Source organism: Pontibacter sp. HSC-36F09, from assembly GCF_024171605.1.
Classification (GTDB): domain Bacteria; phylum Bacteroidota; class Bacteroidia; order Cytophagales; family Hymenobacteraceae; genus Pontibacter.
The window spans coordinates 364,466-384,516 of record NZ_JALKAA010000001.1; the positions used below are offsets into that span (position 1 = coordinate 364,466).

General features: G+C 50.6%; 14 protein-coding genes. 8 read left to right on the plus strand and 6 right to left on the minus strand.

Annotated elements, in window-relative coordinates; genetic code table 11:
• Positions 1-73: 73 nt before the first annotated feature.
• From L1278_RS01595 to L1278_RS01605, 3 genes are all read right to left on the minus strand, one after another.
• Entirely contained in the window at positions 74-1,528 is a 1,455-nt protein-coding gene (locus tag L1278_RS01595; protein ID WP_253400753.1) for an OmpA family protein, read from the minus strand.
• A 386-nt stretch (positions 1,529-1,914) separates the two neighbouring features.
• On the minus strand, positions 1,915-3,207 hold the full coding sequence (locus tag L1278_RS01600; protein WP_253400754.1) for an aminopeptidase P N-terminal domain-containing protein: 1,293 nt from the start codon (positions 3,205-3,207) through the stop codon (positions 1,915-1,917).
• Between the two features lie 187 nt (positions 3,208-3,394).
• Complete coding sequence (locus L1278_RS01605; RefSeq protein WP_253400755.1) at positions 3,395-4,393, minus strand: glycosyltransferase family 9 protein; 999 nt, start codon at positions 4,391-4,393, stop codon at positions 3,395-3,397.
• 162 nt (positions 4,394-4,555) lie between these two features.
• On the opposite strand from L1278_RS01605, the gene L1278_RS01610 reads away from it, so the two are divergent.
• The 4 genes from L1278_RS01610 (at position 4,556) to L1278_RS01625 (ending at position 10,318) form a co-directional block, all read left to right on the plus strand.
• Complete coding sequence (locus L1278_RS01610) at positions 4,556-5,308, plus strand: hypothetical protein (RefSeq protein ID WP_253400756.1); 753 nt, start codon at positions 4,556-4,558, stop codon at positions 5,306-5,308.
• Positions 5,309-5,374: 66 nt separating this feature from the next.
• Positions 5,375-6,613, plus strand: a complete 1,239-nt coding sequence (locus L1278_RS01615) for a pitrilysin family protein (protein WP_253400757.1) — start codon at positions 5,375-5,377, stop codon at positions 6,611-6,613.
• A 127-nt stretch (positions 6,614-6,740) separates the two neighbouring features.
• Positions 6,741-7,385 (plus strand): O-methyltransferase, encoded by a 645-nt coding sequence (locus tag L1278_RS01620; RefSeq protein WP_253400758.1) that lies wholly within the window; start codon positions 6,741-6,743, stop codon positions 7,383-7,385.
• Between the two features lie 341 nt (positions 7,386-7,726).
• Positions 7,727-10,318: a LysM peptidoglycan-binding domain-containing protein gene (locus L1278_RS01625; RefSeq protein ID WP_253400759.1), complete on the plus strand. Its 2,592-nt coding sequence runs from the start codon at positions 7,727-7,729 to the stop codon at positions 10,316-10,318.
• Between the two features lie 73 nt (positions 10,319-10,391).
• Here L1278_RS01625 and L1278_RS01630 read toward each other — a convergent pair whose 3' ends face one another.
• Positions 10,392-11,720: an MFS transporter gene (locus L1278_RS01630; RefSeq protein ID WP_253400760.1), complete on the minus strand. Its 1,329-nt coding sequence runs from the start codon at positions 11,718-11,720 to the stop codon at positions 10,392-10,394.
• 288 nt (positions 11,721-12,008) lie between these two features.
• Between L1278_RS01630 and dnaE the strand changes: the two genes are divergently transcribed.
• Positions 12,009-15,632 carry a DNA polymerase III subunit alpha gene (dnaE, locus tag L1278_RS01635; protein WP_253400761.1) on the plus strand — a complete coding sequence of 1,208 codons (3,624 nt, stop codon included), beginning with the start codon at positions 12,009-12,011 and terminating at the stop codon, positions 15,630-15,632.
• 471 nt (positions 15,633-16,103) lie between these two features.
• Positions 16,104-16,430, plus strand: a complete 327-nt coding sequence (trxA, locus tag L1278_RS01640; RefSeq protein ID WP_076669473.1) for a thioredoxin — start codon at positions 16,104-16,106, stop codon at positions 16,428-16,430.
• Positions 16,431-16,490: 60 nt separating this feature from the next.
• Here the strand turns inward: trxA and L1278_RS01645 are convergent, their stop codons facing one another.
• Positions 16,491-16,988, minus strand: coding sequence for a DUF421 domain-containing protein (locus L1278_RS01645; protein ID WP_253400762.1), 498 nt, complete (start codon positions 16,986-16,988; stop codon positions 16,491-16,493).
• A gap of 109 nt (positions 16,989-17,097) precedes the next feature.
• Complete coding sequence (locus L1278_RS01650) at positions 17,098-18,954, minus strand: hypothetical protein (protein WP_253400763.1); 1,857 nt, start codon at positions 18,952-18,954, stop codon at positions 17,098-17,100.
• A 146-nt stretch (positions 18,955-19,100) separates the two neighbouring features.
• On the opposite strand from L1278_RS01650, the gene L1278_RS01655 reads away from it, so the two are divergent.
• Together L1278_RS01655 and L1278_RS01660 are read left to right on the plus strand one after the other, a co-directional pair.
• Positions 19,101-19,493, plus strand: coding sequence for a DUF5329 family protein (locus tag L1278_RS01655; RefSeq protein ID WP_253400764.1), 393 nt, complete (start codon positions 19,101-19,103; stop codon positions 19,491-19,493).
• Between the two features lie 104 nt (positions 19,494-19,597).
• The gene (locus tag L1278_RS01660; RefSeq protein ID WP_253400765.1) at positions 19,598-19,963 is read left to right on the plus strand and encodes an STAS/SEC14 domain-containing protein; all 366 of its coding nucleotides are present in this window, start codon (positions 19,598-19,600) and stop codon (positions 19,961-19,963) included.
• The last annotated feature ends 88 nt before the right edge of the window (positions 19,964-20,051 follow it).

Below are 20,051 nucleotides of genomic sequence, written 5' to 3' on the forward strand. Positions count from 1 at the left end.
ACATGAACACAAAAAGGCCCCGCAGATTGCTCTGCGGGGCCTTTTTAACGTTTAACCTTAACGGCTGGTTATGTTACTCCAGGTTCAGTTGCATGTCTGGCGTGTTCATCTCGAAACCAACACGTCGGTTCTGAGCACGGGCAGCAGCTGTTCTGGCTTTAGAGAGTCTTGTATTAACCTGTACAAGTGGCTGAGTTTCACCGTAACCTCTTGTCACCAAGCGGTCTGGGTTCTGAACACCACGCTGGATCAGGTAATCCTTCACAGCTTGTGCTCTTTGCTCAGACAGTGCCTGGTTGTACTCTTCTGAACCAACGTGGTCAGCGTGACCTTTGATCAACAGTACGTGGTCAGGGTATTTCTCAAGAGCTACCACGATGCTGTCAAGCAGCTGACGGTAACCGTCCTGTACGCGAGCCTGGTCAAATTCGAATTTAACTTTCTCTTCGATCAGTTTCTTAGTACGCTCATCCAGCTCAGGGCAACCTTTCGTTTCGGCAGTACCTGCTGAGTTAGGGCAAAGGTCTTCGTTATCCGGAACACCGTCACCGTCAGAGTCAACTGGGCAGCCATCAGCACCTACTTGCACACCAGATGGCGTGTCAGGGCACTTGTCGTCTTTATCCGGAACACCGTCACCGTCGCTGTCTGGGCAACCTTGTGTGGCAGCAGTACCTGGCTCGTCTGGGCACTGGTCATCTTTGTCAGCTACACCGTCACCATCACGGTCAGGGCAACCACCCAGGTTAGCTACACCAGCCTCAGTAGGGCACTCATCCTGGTAATCCGGAACACTGTCACCATCTGTATCGATTGGGCAACCGTCTTTGTCAACCTGTACGCCAGTTGGAGTGTCTGGGCATTTGTCTCTTCTATCAGGCACACCGTCAGCGTCTGTGTCTTTGCCTTTGCCAAGGTTAAAGCCAAGGCCGATGTTGTGCTGCAGGAAGCGGTCGTTGATGTTCGACTCGATGTTGTCATACTTGTCGTTGCTGGTGAAGTGTGCTCTTGTTTCAATGAACAGGCTCACCGCGTCAGAGAATCTGAAACGAAGGCCGGCACCACCAAAGGCTGCACCTGCTACGAAATTTTCGTCATAAGTACCTGTTGGCGATACACCTTCTGGTCTTACGAAGTGGGCACCACCACCAACTGTCAGGTATGGACCGATGAAAGCATCTTCTTTCAGGATGTTGCCATACATTTTCAGTCTCAGGCCGAGCATTGCCATACCGAGTTTGGTATCCATGGAGGATCCGAATCTGCTGAATTCAGTATTACCATAGCTCAGGTGCAGACCAGCGTCGAAAGAGGGGCTCAGGTATTGGTTCAGCGATACGCCGCCTCCCCAGCCCATTTTATCTTTCCACCAGTTGTTACCTAAATCACCTTTATATTGGAGCGCACTTCCGTAGATCTGGAGGTTCGTCTTTTGGTCAGCGTTCTGCGCAAGCACAGCTGTATTGGCAGACAGCAGGAATACAAGCGCGAGTGCAGTTGTAAATAGTTTCGTTAGAGTTTTTCGCATAATTTTAAAAAGTATATTTTGATATGACAATACGTACATATTTTCAGGTAAGTTTTTTTATATTTCTATAAAAAAACAGACGGAACGTATATTTCGATACGTCAGGCGGGTAGTCATTGCATTGTTGTAGTTTTTATCCATAAGCAGAAGCATTTTGTTAATGTCTAAAAAAACGGTCTTAACAGCTTAAATTCTAAACCTACTCCGATGCGCTGTTTGCACTGCTTCACCTGCTATCCGCAACCGCGCATCCCTGTATTTCAACCCTTTTTAAGGGTCGTAAGTTGTGTGCTCAACATCAATAAATGCAAAGCATCTGTTTTTTAACGTAAATACAATAAAAAAGGCTGCAAGTAGTTATCTGTAAACCCCTGCTATGCACGCGCTTAGCGCTTTTGCATCAGCCTTTCAATATCATCTGCCTCCAGCGCAATATTCTTCATCAGATCCACCGGTCCGCTTTTGGTAACCAGAATATCATTCTCCAGCCTCACGCCTATACCTTCTTCTCTTATATAAATACCCGGCTCGCAGGTAAACACCATTCCTTCTTCAAAAGAGCGGTACTTGCTACCTACATCATGAACGTCGAGCCCCAGATGGTGCGAGGTGCCGTGCATGAAATATTTCCTGTATAGCGGATTCGAAGGATCCTGGTTGCGCACATCGCCTGCGTCAAGCAAATCGAGTCCGATCAGTTCGTTCTCCATCACCGTTCCCACAAACTTATGGTACTGGTCAAGCGAGTTGCCGGGCACCAGCATCTGAGTAGCGGCTTTCATCACACGCAGTACTGCATCGTATACCTCGCGCTGGCGCTTGGTAAACTTGCCGTTTATCGGCACGGTGCGCGTCATATCGGCGGCATAGTTAGCGTACTCGGCTCCAACGTCCATCAACAGCAGATCGCCATCCTTGCACTCGCGACTGTTATCGGTGTAGTGCAGGATGCAGGCATTCTCACCCGAAGCGATAATTGGGCTATAGGCTGGTCCTCGTGAGCGGTTGCGTATAAATTCGTGATAGAGCTCTGCCTCCACTTCGTACTCCATCACCCCGGGCTCAATAAACTGCAGGATTCTGCGGAAACCCAGATCGGTGATATCGCACGCTTTGCGGAGAAGCTCTATTTCTTTTTCGGATTTGATGGCACGCAGGTGGTGCATGATGGGCGCACTGCGCTCGTAGCGGTGCAGCGGGTATACCTCCTGGCACCATTTGATGAAGCGGGCATCGCGTGTTTCTACCTCTACCACGGCACGCAGGTGCTCGTTGGTGTTCAGGTATACGTGCTCGGCCTCGGCCATCAGGCTGTTGAAAACCTGCTTAAAGTCTTTCAGCCACAGCACAGAGGTTATACCTGATGTGTCGCGGGCCTGCTCTTTGGAAAGCTTATACCCTTCCCATACCATGATGTGCTCGTTCGACTCGCGCACAAACAGCACTTCCTTCATGCGCTCGTCGCGTGCGTCCGGGAAAAGCAAAAGAATGCTTTCCTCCTGGTCTACTCCCGAAAGATAGAAGAGGTCGCTGTTTTGACGGAACGCCATGGTGCCATCCGCATTGGTCGGCATCACATCATTAGAATGAAAAACAGCAAGAGAGGAAGGCTTGAGCTGCCGCACAAAATTGCGCCTGTTATAGCAGAACAGCTCCCTGTCGATGGGCTGGTATTTCATAGTTTTGTAGGTATAGTGGCTAGGTGCAGTCGTCTGTCAGATTCTTAGGCCTGACTGAACTTGCACTGCAAAGGTAGTACTTTTATTATTAGTCCAAACACCTTTATAGAAAAAACCTAATATACCAGAGATTGCAAACTTATCTTATTCCTACTCCTACCACACTACACACACTATTATAACTCTCTTAAGCTGTGCGGGTAGCGAGCACATTCAACAGCTGTGCCGTGGCTATACCTTTTGCACATTTAAAATGTCCTTCCGGGCAGGTTTTATACCCGTGCAGGCCGCAAGGGCGGCAATAAAGCGGCTCATTTTTCTCGATAACGGCTGAGAAGTTTGCCAGCGGTCCAAAACCAAAGCGGGGCACGGTGGAGCAGAAGATGGCACAGGTAGGCGCATCCAAGGCAGAGGCCAAGTGCATGGGACCGGAGTCGTTCACGTAGTTGAGCACGGCATCGCGCATCAGGGCCGCCGACTGCAGCAGGTTGAGCTGGCCGCACAGGTTTTCTACTCGCCGGTTTTTAGTCTTGCTGATGATCTCCTCACAGTGGGCTTTGTCGGCCGGTGCCCCGAGCAGGTATACCTTATACCTGTCGCCCAGCTGGTCGAGCAGTTCTACCCACTGCTTCAACGGATACTGCTTGGTGAACCACACCGAGGTTGGTGCCATGCCGATAAACGGCTCCTGTTTTAGTGGTTGCACTTTGTTGAAGTCTTCATGAGAAGGGTATAATCTCGGCTTGGCCGCTTGCCCGTCGGTGAGGCTGGCGATGAGCAGGTGGTTGCGCTCCACTTCATGCGTGCCGGAGTCCACGCTGTGGGTATAACGGCGGGTGAAGAAGCGGGAGAAAGGATTTTTGTCGAAACCAACCGTCTCGCGGGCGCCGGAAAGGGCGGTGAGTATACCTGTAGCACCAAAGCGCTGCAGGTTCACCACCAGATCATAACGCTCATGCCGGATCTGTTTGAGCAGACGCATCAGGCTTTTATACTTCCCTTCCTGCTTGTTCCAGATTAAGACCTGCCTTAGCAGCGGGTGCCCTTTCAGCAGCGACTCGTTACCTTTGCGAAGTAGAAAATCGAGCTGTGCTTCCGGATAATGAGCATGCAGTTTTTCCACCAGCCCGGTTGCCAGCACCACATCGCCCAGAAAGGCTGTCTGTATGATCAGGATCTTTTTCATCAGGTATAAGCTGCTGCAAAGCTACGCCAATGCGGTTAGACTTGAAAGTTTAGAAGCTGCAGGTATAGGCTTGCGGCAGCTTTCACGGAAAAGAGCAAAAATATTTTTCTTCTTAGCGACAGGAAAGTTAGTTTAGCAGTTCTTTTAGCCACGCTTACCCATATGAAAGCACTATTACATTCTGCTAAACTCTTTGCTGTTGCCCTCCTCCTCCTGACCACAGGCTGTGTGTCTACGTACATGCCCAACGTGCCTAATGTGCCTATGTTCACCGAAAAAGGCGAACTGAGCGCCGGCGGACACATCACACCAAAAGGCAATATCACGTTTAATACCGCGTATGCCGTTACCGACAACATCGGGGTGATGCTGAACGGCTCCATGCTGAACCAGGAACGCAAGAAGCGGGACTTCCGCCACAACCTGATAGAGGCCGGTGCGGGCTATTTTACCACATTTGGCCCGAACCAGAACCGGGTGCTCGAGGTATATGCTGGCTTTGGCGGTGGCAGCAGCGACCGCACCGAAAAGGAAGAGAAAGAAGGTGTAATGACCCATACCCGTCGCGAGGCGGGCTTCAGTAAATATTTCACGCAGGTGAACTTCAGCTCGAAAAAGAAAAAGTCGCTGCGACTGCTTGGCAACGAGTTTCCGCTCAACTATGGTACGGCCCTCCGTGTGAGTTACGTCAACATGAACAAACATATACTCGATGGAGTGGAGCAACCAAACGAGGACAACATTTTCCTGGAGCCGATCTTCTACACCCGTATGACGCTCACGCCTTCGGTGCAGCTGCAGTACACGAGCGGCACCAACTTCGGACTTCGCAACCGCAAGGCGCTCACGGCGGGCTATTCTGTTTTTTCGCTGGGCTTTGTGATCAACGTGGGCGGACGCAGCCTCGACCACTAACATTTGGCGGGTAAGCGGCCTGTTTTGGTACTTTTTGCCTATCTTTGCAGGCTAATTTCGAACTGAATGCTTGATTATCATATTCATACATTGCCGAACGGTATTCGTATCGTTCATAAACAAGTACTACACACCAAAATTGCGCACAGCGGCTTTATCCTGGACCTGGGCAGCCGCGATGAGCAGCCTGACCAGTTGGGCCTCGCTCACTTCTGGGAGCACATGGCTTTTAAGGGAACGGCCAAGCGCAAGTCTTTCCATATTCTGAACAGACTGGAGTCAGTGGGAGGCGAACTAAACGCCTATACCACCAAAGAGAAACTCTGCTTTTACAGCTCCGTGCTCGACAAGCACTTTGAGAAATCATTTGAACTCCTGACCGATATCACCTTCCACTCCATCTTCCCTGAAAAGGAAATTGAGAAAGAGCGCGGCGTGATTTTGGAGGAAATGGCTATGTACCTGGACACCCCGGAAGAAGCTATCGTGGATGAGTTTGACAACGTAGTGTTCGACAACCACCCGCTCGGCAACAACATTCTGGGCACCAAAGAGAGCGTGTCTGGTTTCAAGAAAGACGACTTTCAGCGTTTTATTAAAGATAACCTGAGCACCGAAGCCCTGGTGTTCTGCTCGGTGAGTAACCTGCCTTTTGAGAAAGTGGTAAAGCTGGCTGAAAAGTACCTGGCTGATATTCCAACCATCAGCAAACCACGTCAGCGTGTCGCTTTTGAGAACTACACCCCAAAGGCGGTGACGTTCGAGAAACCGATCTCACAGGCGCACTGCGTGATTGGCTGTCCGGCTTACGCCCTCAACGACGACCGCCGTATCCCTTTCTTTATGTTGGTGAATTTGCTGGGTGGTCCAGGTATGAATTCGCGCCTGAACCTGGCCGTTCGTGAAAAGCACGGTTTGGTATACACCATCGACGCCAACTACGCCACTTACATTGACACGGGCCTGCTGTCTATTTACTTCGGCACAGAGAAAAAGCAACTCAAGCGCACCACTTCCCTGGTGCTGAAGGAGCTCAAGAAGCTGCGTGAAAAGCAACTGGGCTCGCTGCAACTGCACACCGCCAAAGAGCAGCTGATGGGCCAACTGGCCATGGCCGAAGAAAGCAATATGGGCCTGATGATGATGATGGGCAAGAGCATCCTCGACCAGGGCCACATCGACACCCTGAACGAGATCTTCGACCAGATTAAAAACACAACCGCCCAGGACCTGATCGACATCGCCAACGACGTACTGCGCGAGGAGAAGCTAAGTTTTCTTAATTACGTACCTGTTAATGGTTAAATTGTTGAATTGTTAAATTGTTAAAAAGGCCGTGCCCCCAATAAGCGCACTGCTTTTTTGAACTAGCTGAGAAAATAACCATTTAACCATCAACCATTTAACCATCAACCATTTAACAATTTAAAAGATGGAATTCCTGGACGAAGAACTGCAACAATACGCAGAGGACCATACCTCACCGGAGTTGGAGCTACTGCATAAAATAAATCGCCAGACGCACCTGAACGTGATGCGGCCGCGCATGCTATCGGGCCATCTGCAGGGCCGTTTGCTTTCCATGTTCTCCCACATGATTCGCCCCAAGCAGATCCTGGAGGTAGGCACCTATACCGGCTATTCGGCTCTTTGCCTGGCCGAGGGACTGCAGGAAGACGGCACGCTACACACCATCGACATCAACGAAGAACTTGAAGATACAGTCCGTGGCTATATAAAAGAGGCGGGCCTGAGCGAGAGCGTGAAGTATTACATAGGCAATGCCCTTGAGATTATCCCGACCATCGACGCTACTTTTGACCTTGTGTTCATCGATGCCGACAAGTATAACTATACCAACTATTATAACCTGGTGATTGACCGGGTACGTTCGGGTGGTTACATTATTGCCGACAATGTGCTCTGGAGCGGCAAGGTGCTGGCCAAGTACCGCAAGAAACTCGACGAAGACACAGCTGCGCTCCTGGACTTCAACAAAATGGTGCAGGACGACCCACGGGTAGAGAACATTCTGCTGCCGGTGCGCGATGGCCTGATGGTTGCCCGCAAAAAATAACAGAAAAGCGACCACGTGTCGCTTTTTTTATGCCTTATAGGTATAGCTGCCAGGTATAGCAAAAGCGCTCGGGCATAGGTATACCATATTGCATTACATGGCCTCTACGCAGCAGTTGCTTGCGAACAGTCCGCAAGTACTCCCTATTACTTATCCACACTAAAAAATTTCTCTAAAATAACTTCGTTCTAAGCTTTAGAATGCGGGGTAAATTGCGTTAATTTTGCAAGTCTATCTCTATATAGAGAACATCCTATACCTTAATGAGTTATCAACAGCTGTTTCAACATATACTGTAGCCACTTTGTGGATAGCTTCGCTTATTTTACCCGTTTACCTTTATGAAGACACCATTACCATTTTTGTTGCTCCTGCTTCTGCCATTGTTTGCTGTGGCACAAACTGTCACTGTGCCGCACAACCTGTATTTTGGTGATATCCACCTGCGCATTTCGCCCAGGGCGCAGGAAGAGATCCAGAAAAAAGTGGATGCCCTGCACCGCAGCCCAAAGTTCTTCCAGATGAAAGTGGAGCTGGCCGATGCCTACTTTCCGCTGATTGAGCGCACATTTCAGGAAGAAGGCGTTCCGGATGATTTCAAGTACCTGGCCCTACAGGAAAGCGGCCTGCGCGGCGATGCCGTGTCTACTTCCAATGCCGTAGGTTACTGGCAGTTCAAAAAAGAAGCTGCCCTGGACTTTAACCTGCGCATGGACCACCTGGTGGATGAACGACGGCATATTATAGAGGCCAGCCGTGGAGCTGCCCGCTATTTTAAGCGCAGCAACAACTTCTACAACAACTGGTTCAATGCGCTGCTCTCTTATTACCACGGTTACTCTGGCGCTAAAGCCTATACCAAAGAATCAGACAAGGGCAGCAAAAGAATGGACATCACCGAAAAGTCTGACCCATACCTGTTGACGTTCCTGGCGCATAAAGTAGCCTACGACAGCTTTATTGGAAAGAGTGCCCCGCCCGTGGTTTCGCTGCGTGAGCTGCGTGCTACCCCTGGCCAAAGCCTGGCCGATATTGCACTGGCTTATCAAACCGATCCATCTGAACTCGAAAAATACAACAAATGGCTGTTGGGCAGCACTATACCCGCCGACAAGGATTATTATGTCATGCTTCCGGTTCGCCATACTTCAGAGCCAGGTATAGTAGCATCAACCGAGCCTGTGCGCACGACACCTGTTCGACAGACGGCTGCTATACCTGCAGCAGGCAGCATCATCAAGCGTAATAACCTCAACGCCATCGTAGCTGGCAAAGGCGACACCAAAGACAAGTTGGCCATCAAAGCCGGTATTACCACCCGCAAGCTACTCCGCTTTAACGACATGCGCGACTTCGACAAGTTCGAGGAAGGCGAAGCTTATTACATCGAAGCAAAACGCCTGAATGCCGATAAAGAGTACCATGTGGTGCAGCACGGCGAAACTATGCAGGAGATTGCACAGCAATACGGCATCCGGATGGACTACCTGCAGTTTAAGAACCGCATGAAGCGTGCGGAAGTGCCGGTACCAGGCCGTGTACTCTGGCTGCAGAAGCGTCGTCCGGCCAAGGTAGCCATCGAGGTACGTGAATTGAAGCCTATTCCGGGTGCTGAAAAGCAAAATGTGATTGCGCAGGAAAAAGCACCGCAAACCGTAACAACATCGGCTAAGACAACTGCTGCAGAGCCTGCTGCACAGCAAGACAATTTCCTGACCCGCTTAAAAAAGAGCTGGAATAAACTGAAAGGCCAGGCAGTAGAACCTGAACAAGAAGAAACGCAAACTACTGCCACAACAACAAAGCAGGAGGAAGAAACAACGACCGTTATACCTGCCAAAGAAGCTGAACAAGGTATAGCTAAGGAGGAAACGACTGTAGAAGAAGAGCCTGTAAAGGTGGCTGTTGCTACTAAAAATGAAACGGCTCCTATACCTGTAATTAAACAACCAGAGCAGGAAGTGAAAGCCACGGAGCCAATAGTAGCGCAGAAAGCGGCAACGCCAGCTGCTACGGAGAAGCCCAAAAACGCCGCCCTATACCCTGGCAAAAAAGCTCAGGAAACTGAGGAACAAAAAACAGTAACTCAGGAAAAGCAAGTTGAAGAGACAGAAGAGGAAAATGCCGAGTGGGCGGTAGGTCTGAGCGAAGATGTGTTTGTGGGTTTCTCTGGAAACGAGGAGGAAGAAACAGCTGAAGTGCTTGAAGCAGAGAAAACAGTGGAGACGGCTGCTACAGAGCATGTAACAGTGAAGAAAACTCCTGCCAAAGCTGAACCTGCAAAATCAAAACCTGCCAGACAGGAGTCAGCCAAAACTAGCCAGTCTAGTACTGTAGCGAAAGAGAATGTTGCTCCACTTGCCAAACCTGCCCGCCACATAGTAAAACAAGGGGAGTCGCTCTGGGGCATCTCGAGGCTGTACGCCGTAACCGTGAACGACATCACGACCTGGAACAACCTGGGTGACGCGCCCATTAAGATTGGCCAGGAACTGATCATTGCAGAGCCGCAGACGGTGCCTGAGGAGTCTGCTCCTAATGTGGAGGCAAATACAGAAGCGTCTGTTGCGGCAGCGAAAACAGAGATCCACACCGTAGCTGCCGGCGAATCGTTATACGTCCTGTCGCGCAGGTATAACGTCACAGTGAACGAGCTGAAAGCCTGGAACAACCTGCGTAGCTCAGCGCTTTCCATTGGACAAGAACTTCGCGTGACTGCTCCTGCTGATCAGAAAGCAACAAACGAAGACCTGGAAGAAGCTCCGTCAGAAACCTTTACCGGTTCCAGCACCCAGCATACGGTGGCATCCGGCGAGAGCCTCTACCAGATCTCCCGCAAGTATGGCGTCACTATCAAGGACATCATGGAGTGGAACAACAAATCTGACTTCAACGTGAAACCGGGCGATAAGCTGGTGATCCGAAAGAAGTAGTTTTTTAAAGAATCCTAAACCGAAAGAGCCAGCTGCAGTAGCTGGCTCTTTCGGTTTTAAGGTATAGCTGCTCTTAGCGTTTTCCTGGAGGGGCGGTCAATTTCGTGGCGGTACGAAGGCCGCTGGCAATCTCGGGGATGATGCCGAGGCGCTCGTAGATGGGCTGCACCATCACACGCAAACGTTTCAGGTTCAGGGCAAAGGGAATGACGCTGACAGCACAAAGGAAACCGCAACCCAGCAAGGTATACGCTACCCCGATCTGCTCTGCTATACTGCTCGCCAGCATACTGCCAAGCGGCGCCATGCCCATGAAGGCGGTAGCATAAAGGCTCATCACACGCCCCCGCTTGTCCTCGTCTACCAGCGTTTGCAGTAACGTGTTGCAGGAAGCCATCGTCACGATCATCCCAAAACCGGTAAAGAGCATCAATACCAGCGACAGCCACAGTACAGTGGAAAAAGAGAAAGCCATCAGCGCCGTACCAAACAAAGTCATCGTAAAAATGATCACCTTGCCTAGCCCGATCACCGATTTACGCTGCGCCAGGAACAGTGCTCCTGACAAAGCTCCCAGCCCGGATGCCCCCATCAGGTAGCCCAGCGTGTTGGCCCCGCCGTGCAGAATATCACGGGCGAACACCGGTAGCATCACACTGAAAGGCATACCGAACATGCTGATCAAACCCACGATCAGGATAAGCGTTCGGATGGGCGGAAAACCGAAAGCATAGGAAAAGCCCTGTTTGAGGGAATTCCATACATTTTCCTGGCGAATTTCCCGCACAAAGGGGTTGAGCCTGAGCGTGAGGAGTGAAGCCAGCACCGCCAGGTAACTCACCGCATTGATCAGGATGCAGACGCCCTCCCCTACCCAGGCAATCAGTACGCCTGCTATTGATGGCCCCACCAGGCGGGCCATGTTGAACATCGAGGAGTTCAGCGCGATGGCGTTGCTGATGTCTTCGCGTTTATCGACCAGCTGCACTACAAAAGCCTGCCGGGTGGCCACATCAAAGGCGTTAATCGTGCCGAGCACCACCATTAGCGTCATCACATGCCATACCTGCACCGTACCCGTCAGCACCAGCGTAGCCAGGGTACCCGCCTGCAGCATAGACAGGAATTGCGTGACCAGCAACACATGGTGGCGATTGAACTTATCGGCCAGCACCCCGGCGAAGGGCCCGAGCAAAAAAGAAGGAATCTGGTTGGCGAACGTGACGGCGCCCAGCAGGAATACAGAGTCTGTGAGACGGTATACGAGCCAGCTGATGGCGATCTGCTGCATCCAGGTGCCGATGAGCGAGACCCCCTGCCCCATGAAAAAGATCCGGTAGTTGCGCGAGCGCAAAGCCCGGAACATACCTCCTATCTTCCCTGAATCAACTGTTTCTGCCATGCTGTTCTTTTTTCTTATACCTGTTTGTGCACAGGCTTTATCTTACGTCAAGTGACGCTTTTCGAGTTATAATTATACGCTTTATTCGGGAATGCCTGTTAGTAAATTACTTCATGTGCAGGGGATGATTACGCTCCCGCTTTTGTTTTGCTGCAGAGCTGTTTTTGGTTTGGGCAGCCGCCCGATTTTGCGTAATTTTAACATCCCGGAAAAGGCTCCAGGTATAGGATCGCTATACCTGCGTGTCATTAAAAATTCATCATTCGTCATTACTAATTCTAGATAGTCTTGCCAGTTTTTTCGCACTTACACACCCATACCCAGTACTCCCTGCTCGACGGTCAGGCCAGCATCAGCGCGCTCATGAAAAAGGCACAGGCCGATGGCATGCCCGCCGTTGCCATGACCGACCACGGCAACATGTTCGCCGCTTTCAATTTCGTGAACGAGGCCAACAAGTATAACGTGAAACCGATCGTAGGCTGCGAGTTTTACCTGGTGAAAGATCGTCACTTGAAGACCTTCACAAAGGAACAGAAAGACGTACGCCACCATCAGCTACTACTCGCTAAGGATCAGGAGGGCTATCAGAATCTGGCCAAACTTTGCTCACTTTCTTACATCGAGGGGATATACAGCAAGTGGCCGCGCATTGATAAGGAACTGTTGCTCAAGTATAGCAAAGGTCTGATTGCAACCAGCTGCTGCATTGGCGCCGAGGTGCCGCAGGCTATCTTGTGGAAAAGCGAAGAAGAAGCAGAAGAAATATTTAAGTGGTGGCTCGATGTATTCGGTGAGGATTATTACATCGAAATTCAGCGTCACGGTTTGATGAACATCGACGGCACCGGCAAGAGCCAGGAGGACATCAACCAGGTGCTGCTGAAGTGGGCGAAGAAGTATAACTGCAAGGTCATCTGCACCAACGACTCGCACTACGTGGACCAGGAGGACTGGAATGCGCACGACATTTTGCTGTGCGTGAACACCGGTGAAGACCAGAGCACCCCGGTAGGTGACTTTACTACCAAATACTACCGCTTCCTGAGCGACGACCAGAAGGTGATCTACGACACCGTGGAGAACGTGCGCAACAAGTATAGCAACCACATGAACGTGCGCCAGATGCTCCAGCGCATTGACGAAGCTGGCCCGAAAACCCGCTTCGGTTTCCCGAACGACCAGTTCTACTTCAAGACGCAGGCCGAGATGAACCAACTGTTCCAGGACGTGCCGGAAGCAGTGGACAACACCAACGAGATCGTTGACAAGATCACGCCGCCAAAATTGAAGCGCGATATCCTGTTGCCGAACTTCCCTATACCTCCACAGCACGCCGACGCCGACGAGTTCCTGCGCCACCTCACCTACGAAGGTGCTGCCAAACGCTATTCTGAAATAACGCCGGAAGTGACCGAGCGACTCGATTTTGAGCTGCACGTGATCAAGACGATGGGTTTTGCCGGTTACTTTTTGATCGTGCAGGACTTCATCAACCGTGGCCGCGACATGGGGGTGTTCGTGGGGCCGGGCCGTGGTTCGGCTGCCGGTTCTGCAGTGGCTTACTGCGTCGGTATCACCAACATCGACCCGATAAGGTATAACCTCCTCTTCGAACGATTCCTGAATCCGGAGCGTGTGTCCATGCCCGATATTGACATCGACTTTGACGACGTGAACCGCCAGCGCGTGATCGATTACGTGGTGGACAAATACGGCAAAACACAGGTAGCCCAGATCATCACCTTCGGTACGATGGCCGCCAAATCGTCTATCAAAGATGTAGCCCGTGCTACCTCCCTGCCGCTGGCCGAAGCCAACGAGCTGGCCAAAATGGTACCGGAAACACCGGGCACCACCCTGGCCAAGGCCTTTATGGAGAACCTGGAACTGGCTGCCATCCGCGAAGGAGAAGACGCGCGCGCTGCTGTACTGAGGCTGGCTGAAAAGCTGGAAGGTTCAGTGCGCAACACAGGTATACACGCGGCCGGTGTGATCATCGCTCCTGACGATATTACCAATTACATACCTGTTTCGACCTCCAAGGACTCCGACCTGCTCGTGACGCAGTTCGACGGCAAGGTAATCGAGAGCGCAGGTATGCTGAAGATGGACTTTTTGGGCCTGAAAACCCTCACCATCATCAAAGACGCCATGGAGCTCATCAAGAAGAACCATGGCGTGGAGATCGACATCGATAATATTCCGATCGACGACGAGAAAACCTACGAACTCTACCAGCGCGGCGACACGATCGGTACGTTCCAGTTCGAGTCGGAAGGTATGCGCATGTACCTCAAGGACCTGCAGCCGACCAACATTGAAGATTTGATCGCCATGAACGCCCTTTACCGTCCGGGCCCGATGCAGTTCATCCCGAACTTCATTAACCGCAAGCACGGCAAAGAGGAAGTGGAATACCCGCACGAGCTGCTCGAACCGATCCTGAATTACTCCTACGGCATCATGGTATACCAGGAGCAGATCATGCAGACGGCCCAGATTCTGGCCGGTTACTCACTGGGAGGCGCCGACTTGCTGCGCCGCGCGATGGGTAAGAAGGACATGAAAAAGATGGCCGAGGAGCGCGAGAAGTTCATTGCCGGTGCTGCAGAAATGCATAAGATCCCGGCCAAGAAAGCTTCGGAGGTATTCGACGTGATGGAGAAGTTCGCCCAGTACGGCTTCAACCGCTCCCACTCCGCCGCTTACTCTGTGGTAGCATATCAGACCGGCTACCTCAAGGCGCATTACCCGGCCGAGTATATGGCGGCGGTGCTGACCAACAACATGAACGACATCAAAAAGGTGACGTTCTTTATTGAGGAAGCCCGCAAACAAGGTGTGGCCGTACTTGGTCCGGACGTGAATGAATCTTTGCTGAAGTTCAACGTGAACGAACAGGGGCAGATCCGTTTCGGTCTGGCCGCTATCAAAGGCACCGGCGAAGCTGCAGTAGACGCTATTATTTCAGAAAGAGAGAAGAACGGTCCTTACCAGGATATCTTCGACTTTGCGAAGCGCGTTAACCTGCGTGCCGTGAACAAGAAGACCTTTGAAAGTATGGCCCTGGCCGGAGCCTTCGACTCGTGGGGACTTTACCACCGCGCCCAGCTGATGGAAGTGCCGGAAGGCGAGAACATCAGTTTACTGGAGAAGGCGGTGCGTTATGGCAACAACTACCAGGCAGAACAGCAGGCAGCGCAACAGTCGTTGTTCGGGGGCAGCGCCGCTGTGGCTTCTCCGCTACCGAAGATACCAGAAGTACAGGTATGGACGCAGGCTGAAATGCTGCGCCGTGAGAAAGAAGTCGTGGGTTTCTACATCTCGGGCCACCCGCTCGACCAGTTCAAAATGGAAATCGACTCCTACTGTACCTCTGCGCTGGCTGATATTGCCAATTATAAAAACAAGGACATCAACGTGGCCGGTATGGTTTCGGAAGTCGTGATCAGGACAGCAAAGAATGGTAACCCTTTTGCGCTATTCTCCATCGAGGACTATGATACCACGCTGCAAATGGCGCTGTTCGGCGAAGACTACATGAAGTTCCAACCATACCTGCGCCAAGGGCTATACCTGTTCATCAGGGGCAAAGTGCAGTTGCGCTATCGCACCGAAGACCAGTGGGAGCTCAAGCCAACCAACATCCAGCTCCTCGGCGACGTGATGGACAAAATGGCGCAGGGCGTACAGTTGAATGTGAACCTGCAGCTCCTCACCCCGAATATTGCCGAGGCTTTGGAAGAGGCCATCGCGACCAGCCCAGGCCAGAAGCGACTGGAGATCACGCTTCACGTACCGGACGAAAAGCTGGTGCTGCCGACTTACTCCCGCAAGTACCGCGTCGATCCGAAGGTTTTCTTAGGACAGATCAAGGATTTGGGATTGGGTGAGTGTAAGCTGCTGTAATTGATTTGAAAATTTGGAGGTGGGGATTTAGAGATGAATCGCTCCTGTCTCTTTAGGTATAGGAAAGGTATGCTGCGGAAGTGGCATACCTTTTTTGTATAGTGCTAATTGCTCTTTCGGATTTATCAATCCGAAAGAGCCCAGTGAACCAAAACACTACAGGTATAGCTCCGCAGCAAACTATGCTAACTTACCCGGTCTAATACCAGTGGAATTTCCAGATTAAAAAATTCTCCCCTTGCCACTATGTCCACTTCTCAATTTCACTGAAACTTAATCCCACAACATTTGTTTATACAAATAAATATACCATCGGCTTGTAAATTCGTATGTATAAGTTCTAAATTTGCATCGGGGGTTGCCCGATAACAGGACAGCTTGTCAGGCAAAAGCAATTGGACTCAAATTTGACAAGCTATAAAATGTTACTATATTTAAAACAGAGAATTTAACCAACAAAACGTTAAAGTTATGGCTAACAAAGCATTAGAAATCACTGACGCTAATTTTGATGAGATCATCAATTCAGATAAACCAGTATTGGTAGACTTTTGGGCAGAGTGGTGCGGTCCGTGCCGCATGGTAGGTCCGATCGTGGAAGAGCTGGCTGGCGAATACGAAGGCAAAGCTGTGATCGGCAAAGTTGACGTAGACGCGAACCCGCAGACTTCTGCCAAGTTCGGTATCCGCAGCATCCCGACACTGCTCGTTTTCAAAAATGGACAGGTAGTGGACAAGCAGGTAGGCGCTGTACCGAAAAATGTACTGGCTGGTAAACTGGACGCTCAGATGGCCTAAGTACCGGTCTGACATTATCTAAACACGAAAGCCTTTCCAAAACTGGAAAGGCTTTCGTGTTTAAGAATCCTTTTTAACAATACTGATATTACCACTTCGTTCCAGGCAGCCGTATGCTACGTCTTTTGCATCCGTCACGCCTCCTACGCGCAAGGCTTCCTGCAGGTCATTTTCAGTCAGGTTAAGTTTTTTGAGCTCATCCTCCTGTACTTTTCCGTCTTTTATCAGACACACAGGATCGCCCTTTATAAAAGGCCCTAGGAAACCAGAAGTACTATAAGCCAGAAAGGCCAGAAATCGGTGCAGTAAAACCAGCGTAAGGGCGGCGGCAAGCGTGGGCCAGAAGGGAGAGTTGCCTGTGATGGCGCGGCTGAGGACTGAGCCATAGATGATACCCAACACGATATCAAAAGCGGTATGCTTTCCGAAAATGCGCTTGTTGCCGACCCGCATAATCAGCAAAGCCGCGATAAAAACAACGACCGCCCGGATAGACATTTGCCACCACGTGAGCGAGTCCGAGCCTATACCTAGAAGTGTATCCAGAAAATTGACCATACACTCCCAACGGGTAAAATTGCGGGAATGTTATTGGCCCATTACTGACACTCGCAGAGTTTTTTATCTAACTCGCACAGCATGGCATAGTGTTGCTCTACTTCTTTCATCAGATTAGCTGTTTGTTGTAGCCCTGCACCTGTTGCAGGTGAGCGTTCTCGGGTGCGTTTTTGGCGAGCGCGTCCAGCTCTTTGATCGTGGCTGCAAACGAACTGCTCTTTTCACTCAGCTTCGCATAGTACTGGTCCATGCCATTGTCGGAACTGGCCACAGCTACAGCCTGCAGGTTATTGTCGAAGCACAGCCGCCAGCGTAGGTGGCGCAGCACCTGCTGTTCGGCTGCACTTTGCAGCTTGCCCATTTCTTTGGTTTCTTCTTTCAGTTTAGAGTTTTCGTAGCGTTTGTTATACTCGTTCACTGCATCGCGCACCTTATCGCGGCAGCTCAGGCAGTTGCTTGTGTTGGCTTTGTCCTGCAGGGCGTTGCGCACAGACAGCGTTTCTTCAGAAGCCTGCGTGTCTGTCAGTTTCTTTACCTCTTTCTCAAACAATTCGCGGTACTGCATGTCCTCCAGCCGTTTGGTCAGTCGCACGATGGCCTCCCCTTCCACTGAAGCAGATAGGTAATCGGCACGCGGCAGCTCCACCGACGACAGCTTGGCCAGCGCGGCTTCGCGTTTGGCCGGTGTGTCCCATGCTTTCGGATTGTTCTCGAGCTCCTGCAGCGTGTTCACCAGCACCTTCGCATTTTTCAGGTTATGGTCGGCGTCCAGGTATAGGTCGGCATTGGCCAGTATCGACTCGTATTCCGAGCGGAAGATGTTCTTATAAGTGGTATTCTTCTCAAACTCCTTCTCACGCGCCTCAAAAGCGGTTTTCAGGCACTTATACTCCTGCATGATGCCAAACAGGTTTTTCGCGTTGATTTCCTGGCTATTATTGCGATAGTTGAGTCGGTAGGCGTTCAGGTTCTGCTTCATCTCAGCAAAAATGCGCAAAAACTCTACGTACAGCTTCTCCTGGCGGTACGTCTCGTCGTTCATCAGCTTCGTGTCATAGGCCGTCTGGATCTTCTGCTTGCGCTTCTCGATCAGGTCCATGGTCACTTCATCGCCGGTCAGCACATCCACTTTATAAAGCGACTTGTAGTTGGCCACCACTATGTAAGGGTACTCCTTATACCCGATGGCGTCTTCCATCTGCTTTCGGTCCAGCTTGCTCGAGTACTTGCTGAGGTAATCGGCCAGTTTGGCTGGCTTTAAAGTAACGGTCTTCACGTTGCCCGGCACGAAAACGTATACCTTCACCGAATGCAGACGCGTGTCAAAATCCTGCCCTTCGTACAGACGTATGGTCGAACTGAACTTATACTCTTTCTTCTTGGCGCGTGAGTTGAGCAGGTTACCAAACTCCCCTACCAACGACATCACTGCCACCGATGGGTTAGTTAAGTTAGATAGACTCACGAGTTGGCTAGCCACCAGGTTGAACACCTGGTCCCCGTCCTGGTTGGTGACAGCCTTAGCGTTGATCGCCGCATCGATGCTGCTCTGGGCAGAAGTCAGCGGCATTTTGTCGATGATGCGCACCACTTCCAGATGATCACTTACCTGGGTATGGTATTCTTTTTTATCGGTGTTGATCTGGAAGTTGAAGAGCGGGTATACGATCTGGTCGTTGCCGAAGAGCTTTAGATTTTTGAGCTGCGCCGTGATGAACAGATACTCCAGTTCGTAAGCGTAATTCTTCTTGCTTTTCTTCTTCACCCCCGACTCCAACTCGTTGAGTACACGGTTAAACTGACCACCATTGTAGAGGTAAATATCGGTGGAGAGGTACTGCCACTCGTCCGAAAATTCAAATTTATCGTTGTAACTGTAACCCAGTCTGGTTTCGATGTTCTGCTGGGCAAAGGCCTGCTGGCATAGCAAAAGGGCCATCGCAAAAAGGGAGAAAATTTTCTTCATAAAATACGTATAGCCGTTACAGCGGCAGATTCAGGTATAGCTTTTGCTTCTGAACCTAACGTTAAGACTTGAAATTAAGTGCCTTACCGGTTTGCTAAATTACTTATCTGACAAGATTATTTTAAAATAAAACGAGTACAAAAACCATGTTCAGAGTACTATTCGTGGCGGTGGCCATTCTCTTATTTCATAGTGCAACACAACCCGCTGCTGCGCAAGCTTCTTACGAACATAGTGGCTCTTCCGAAACGATGTCAGAAGATCAGAAAGTCCAGAAGCTGATCGAATACATTCGCACCCTTCAAGGCGCCACCTTTATACGCGACAATAGCGAATTTGCACCTGAAAAGGCTGCAGAGCACTTGTATTCAAAATGGAAAAAGCACGCCTCAAAAATTAAGACAGCGGAGGGATTCGTTACTGAACTGGCTACTCAGTCTTCGTCTGGCACGCCTTACAGCATCCGGTTTGCCGACGGCTCCACCAATACCACCCGCGATGTGCTGCTTTGCCAGCTGAGCACGCTGGTTGCCCAATAGGCCATAATATTGTACAATAACAGGTATAAGTATAGCCGTGGCTGAATGCTATACTTGAACGTGGTCATCGTCGTTACGTATCTATGACGACAAACCTGATCCCAATGCTACAGTTACTTGAAGAGTCGCGGGAAGAGCTGGTTGCTTTTCGCCTGGCTGGCAGTGTAGACCGCCATGACTATGAGGTGATGTTGCCGATACTGGAAGAGAAAATCAAACAGTACGGCAAGATACGGGTGTATGCCGAGTTGCAGGAGGCCGAAGAAATTTCGCTGCAGGCGCTTTGGGAAGACCTGAAATTTGACTTCCGCCACGCAGGCGACTTCAGAAAAGTTGCGCTCGTCGGCAACCGCAAATGGCTGGACTGGCTCACTGTGATGGCAAGCCCTTTTACTACGGCAAAAATAAGGCACTTTGAAGTACTGGAAAGCGACAAAGCATTGGAATGGGTTCGAAGAGATGATGAGTAAAAATCAAGCGTATCTGCAGCATTCTAACCGTTCCTCCTTTACATACACAGTAGCCATTACCTGAGTAACAAGCCAAACCGCTTTTCTG